At 58.1% G+C, this 4,743-nt stretch carries 4 protein-coding genes and 1 pseudogene; 3 read left to right on the top strand and 2 right to left on the bottom strand.

The window, feature by feature from the left end; genetic code table 11:
• Nucleotides 1-681: MBL fold metallo-hydrolase (locus BLX42_RS23945; RefSeq protein WP_256672095.1), on the bottom strand; the 681-nt coding region annotated here is incomplete at its 3' end.
• A gap of 362 nt (nt 682-1,043) precedes the next feature.
• Entirely contained in the window at nt 1,044-1,838 is a 795-nt protein-coding gene (locus BLX42_RS23950) for a helix-turn-helix transcriptional regulator (RefSeq protein ID WP_115274474.1), read from the bottom strand.
• 129 nt (nt 1,839-1,967) lie between these two features.
• Here BLX42_RS23950 and BLX42_RS23955 point away from each other — a divergent pair, with 129 nt between their 5' ends.
• The 3 genes and pseudogenes from BLX42_RS23955 to BLX42_RS23965 all read left to right on the top strand — a co-directional run bounded on the left by BLX42_RS23955 (nt 1,968) and on the right by BLX42_RS23965 (nt 4,716).
• The gene (locus BLX42_RS23955) at nt 1,968-2,783 is read left to right on the top strand and encodes a carbon-nitrogen hydrolase family protein (RefSeq protein ID WP_161872808.1); all 816 of its coding nucleotides are present in this window, start codon (nt 1,968-1,970) and stop codon (nt 2,781-2,783) included.
• Between the two features lie 110 nt (nt 2,784-2,893).
• A pseudogene (locus BLX42_RS23960) lies at nt 2,894-3,658 on the top strand (extracellular solute-binding protein); the annotation flags it as partial.
• A 38-nt stretch (nt 3,659-3,696) separates the two neighbouring features.
• Nucleotides 3,697-4,716: an IS30 family transposase gene (locus BLX42_RS23965; RefSeq protein ID WP_161872785.1), complete on the top strand. Its 1,020-nt coding sequence runs from the start codon at nt 3,697-3,699 to the stop codon at nt 4,714-4,716.
• Nucleotides 4,717-4,743: the final 27 nt, after the last annotated feature.

Here is a 4,743-nt window from a genome sequence, read left to right on the forward strand (position 1 = left end):
GGCGTGCTCCAGGAAGCCCTTGGGGGCATAGACCTTGACCTTGCCTGCCTTGACATCCTTCTCGTCGATCACACCACGAACACCGCCGTAATGGTCGACGTGACTGTGCGTGTAGATCACTGCGACCACGGGTTTCTTCGGTCGATGCTGATAGTAAAGGTCCAGTGCGGCCTTGGCAGTTTCCGCCGAAATCAACGGATCAAAGATGGTGATGCCTTCCTTGCCCTCGACGATGGTCATGTTCGACAGGTCATAGTTGCGCACCTGATAGATGCCATCGGTGACTTCGAACAGGCCGGAGATATTGATCAGCTGTGACTGCCGCCAGAGGCTGGGGTTGGTGGAAGCGGGTGCGGCCTCGCCTTCCTTGATGAAGTTGTATTTGGCCGGGTCCCAGATCAGGTTGCCCGAGGCGCCCTTGATCGGCTCTTTCGGCAGAGGGGCGATAAACCCTTTATGGGCCAGTTCGAAGGAGGTCTTGTCATTGAACGGCAACTCTTTGAGCAACGCATCGTTGGCTTCTTTGGTTGCTGCTGTTGCAGGTTTCGCTTTCTCTTCGGCCCACGCCTGTGAAGCCATGGCGATGGCAGTGGCTAAAAAGAAGGTAGAGCCAAGTTTCCAGATTCTGCCCACCGAGGCAGTGCGGCCTTGGTTACTGAACGTTTTTACCAACACAGTCATTGCCAGCTCCTTTTGACCAATGCGCTGTACCGATTCGGCAACTGCCAGCTGGGTTTCGTGTCGCTTAGAGAGAGTAGACGCGGATGAGAAGTTTTCCTCCTGACTCCAAGAAAACTATTCAAAGCAACTAGATGGAGATCTAGACCCTGAGGCAAGCCTCAGCCTTTCGCCTTCCCATTCGATAGGCAAGTCAGCCGCTTCCAGAAGCGCTCGTGCTCGAACAACGCGTTCTACGCTGACCTATTTTGAATCAGTACTGCCAGTGGCTTCTTGAATCGCCGGGTGAACGTGCGCCTGCTGTAGCTCTGGGTCGGGAGCGGCTATACACGATCGGCAGCTTTCGACCCATTGCTAGCTCACCCTCATACGCTTTCCACCTGAGCCTTGTGGAACAGCGAAAACAGTTCTTGCGGCGATTTTATATTCAACTTCGCGTACACATGCCGGCGGTGGACCTTGACGGTCTCCACCGAGATTTCCAGCTTGCCGGCGACCTCCTTGTTCGAGCAGCCGCTGAGGATCAGGCGGATCACATCCACTTCCCTGGCGGTCAAAGGCGTGCCAAGGCGCACCATCGCCTCTTCAAGGTTGGCTTGCCAGCGCGGCGCCTGGCGAGGTGCACTTTCAGGCATCGCCGCCTCGAAAAACATGCGCTGGCGCATCAGGCCCACTACCCAAGGGCGGATCATCTCCAGCAGCGAAACCTGCTCGGGCGTGAACAGGTGCCGGCTTCCCAGCGACAGGCACAGGCTGCGCACCTCATCCAGTCGCACGTTGTAGTGCAATTCATCCTGCTTCACATAATGGTTGAAGTAGCGCTCGTGGTACTCGGTGTCCTTGAAGCGCTCCGGCGCCACGTCCGCTAGGCGGAACAGCCCAGTTGCCGGTTGTTCGCGGTTGGCGATGTAGAAAGGGTCCAGTAGATACATGCCCTTGATGTAGTCGTGGAACAGCGGGTCGGGGCCCTCTCCTTCATACGGGCTTTCAGCGAATGCAAACGGGCAACCATCGCTGAACAGCAATACCGCCCAGTTATCAATGGGCACATATTCGCCTATCAAACGACTCAGGGTTCGCCAGAAATCAGCCTTGTCCAGGTGTTCGATCACGTGGCCGGCAGCGCGATGCCAGGCCATGTCCTGGAGCGTTGGTGTCATCTATCTACCCCCTGGGGTTAACCACTCGACGTGATAGGAAACGGGCTGGAAAAACGCATAATTGCATCGACCTTTTGCAAAAGTCACTTATTTCCTGACCGGGACTTAGCCCGATACCAAGGTCCGAATATGAAGCTCGAACTTGTACAGCTGGCGGGGCGCGATGGCGACACTGCCTACAATCTGCGACGTACCCTGGACGCCATCACCCACTGCGCGCCAGGTGTCGATATCATCGTTTTTCCCGAAGCGCAGATCACCGGTTTCCTGAACCACCAGAACATTGCCGAACAGGCCTTGCCCCTGCACAGCCCCAGTATTCTGGCCATCCAGCAGGCCGCTTGTGAGCGTGAGGTGGCGGTGGTAGTGGGGCTGATCGAGAACGACGGTGGGCATTATTACAACACGACGCTGTTCATCACCCCTGAAGGGGTCCGGCTCAGTTATCGCAAGACCCACCTCTGGGTCTCCGAACCCGGGTTGGTGCTGCCCGGCGACCGTTATGGCACCGTGGAGTGGCGCGGCGTACGTGTCGGCCTGCTGATCTGCTACGACACCGAGTTCCCGGAAACCGCCCGGGCTATAGCGGCACTGGGCGCCGAGCTGATCCTGGTCACCGATGGCAACATGGAACCCTATGGCCACGTGCACCGAACCTCGGTCACCGCCCGTGCTCAGGAAAACCAGGTATTCGCTGTGGTCGTAAACCGGGTTGGGAACGGTGAGGACAATACCGTGTTCGCCGGTGGCAGTGCGGTGGTCGACCCGTCCGGCCAGGTGTTGCTGGAAAGTGGGCGCCAGGAGTGCCGTCATGTCATCGAGTTGGACATGACCCAGTTGGCCGATGCCCGTGCGCTCTACGACTACCAGGCGGACCAGCGCTTCCAGTTGCCCGGAGAACGCATCGAACACGCCGATGGCCGACGTGAACTGCTGATTCCCTGAGCAAGGCTTCACGAGCCTTGGCCCCCCGGGCTCGCGCCAACGATAACAATAATCCAGCGAAAGTCTGCGGACTGCACGGTCGCAAGCCGGCACTCTGCCAGGAGCCTTCCATGACGCATCAACGTTTACTGAAGCTTGGCCTCATCGCGCTGCTCGGTACCAGCGTGGGCACCGCATACGCGGAGCCTGCCCGAGTGCACCTGTATAACTGGTCAGACTTCCTGGCACCGGAAACGCCCAAGGAATTCCAGGCAGATACGGGTATCTCGCTGATCTGGGATGCCTTCGACAATGCCGAAGTGATGCAAAGCAAGTTGATGACCGGGCGCACCGGTTATGACGTGGTGATGGTACCCGACGATCTGTTGCCCAGTTTGGTCAAGGCCGGGGTAATACAGGAGCTGGATCGTGATCGCCTGAGCAACTGGTCGCACCTGGCCCCGGAAATCCTGGAAAAGCAGCAAGGCAACGACCCGGGTAACCGCTATGCCGTGCCCTATATGTGGGGCACGACGGGGATTGGCTATGACCAGGCCAAGGTCGAGCAACTACTAGGCAAGAACGCGCCGGTGAATTCCTGGGACCTGATATTCAAGAAGGAAAACATCGCGAAGCTCAGTAAATGCGGCGTCGCGATGCTGGATGCACCCGTGGAGATCGTGCCTATTGCGCTGAACTACCTGAGGCTGCCACCCAATAGCAAGAACCCCGAAGACTATCGCAAGGCTGAAGCGTTGCTGCTCCAGATCCGCCCGTATATCCGCTACTTCGATTCCTCAAAGTTCACCACCGACCTGGCCAATGGCGACATCTGTGCCGTGGTCGGCTGGGGCGGCTCGGTCTATAGCGCCAAGGTTACGGCAGACCATGGCGGTCTCAGTGACCAAGTGCAACACCCGAGGTAAGGTGCTGCATGACTACTCACTACACCCACTTGACCATCGAAGAGCGCGTAACGCTAATGATCATGCGTATGCAAGGCGCCTCGCTGCGAGCCATCGCCCAAGTTCTTGGGCGCCAACCCAGCACGCTGAGTCGAGAGGTGCGGCGCCAGTCGCAGCCTGGGCACTATGACGCCAGCACTGCCGGTGCTCGAGCCCGTGCCCTCAGACACGTCCCGAGGCGCAGCAAGCTTCTTGCCCCTGGTTCTGAACTGTTCCAGGTCGTACACAGCATGTTGGCCAAGGGCTGGTCTCCTCAGCAAATTGCCGCCAGACTCAAGGACTACTGGCCTGATAATCCTGAGCGGCATGTGAGTCACGAAACGATCTACCTGACAATCTATGCATACCCACGCGGCGAGCTTAAGCGTCAACTCATTGGTTACCTGCGCCAGGGCGGCAGCAAGCGGCGTACTCGCAGCACTGCGCCAGCTCGGCGCGAGCGCTATCCAGCTGAACAGAATATTCGCTACCGACCTCAAGAGGTCGAAGGTCGACAAGTGCCAGGTCATTGGGAAAGCGACCTGATCATGGGCGCGAACAATCGCTCGGCAGTAGCGACGATGGTCGAGCGCACAAGCCGTTTCGTGATCCTGGCCAAGTTGGATGCGCCCACCGCAGACGCCGCGCTAGAGGGGATGACGCGAGAACTTTCGCGGATGGCACCGGCGCTGCTGAAAACCATGACCCATGACCAAGGCAGCGAGATGGCCAAGCATCAAGAGCTGACAGATCGTACGGGAATGAAGATCTACTTCGCTGACCCGCACAGCCCTTGGCAAAGAGGCAGCAACGAGAACACGAACGGCCTGCTCCGGCAGTACTTACCCAAGGGCACCGATTTGTCGCTGGTTAGCCAGGAGCGGCTGGACGAGATTGCCGACTTGCTCAACACCCGACCTCGTCAGACATTGGGCTGGAAATTCCCTGTTGAAGTGTTGACGGATCATCTGCAACTGCTGGCAACCAATCGGCTCAACATTATCAACTGACTGTTGCACTTGGAACCTGAGGCCGCC

The organism is Pseudomonas sp. SG-MS2 (assembly GCF_009933855.1).
In the GTDB taxonomy this organism is placed as follows: domain Bacteria; phylum Pseudomonadota; class Gammaproteobacteria; order Pseudomonadales; family Pseudomonadaceae; genus Aquipseudomonas; species Aquipseudomonas putida_E.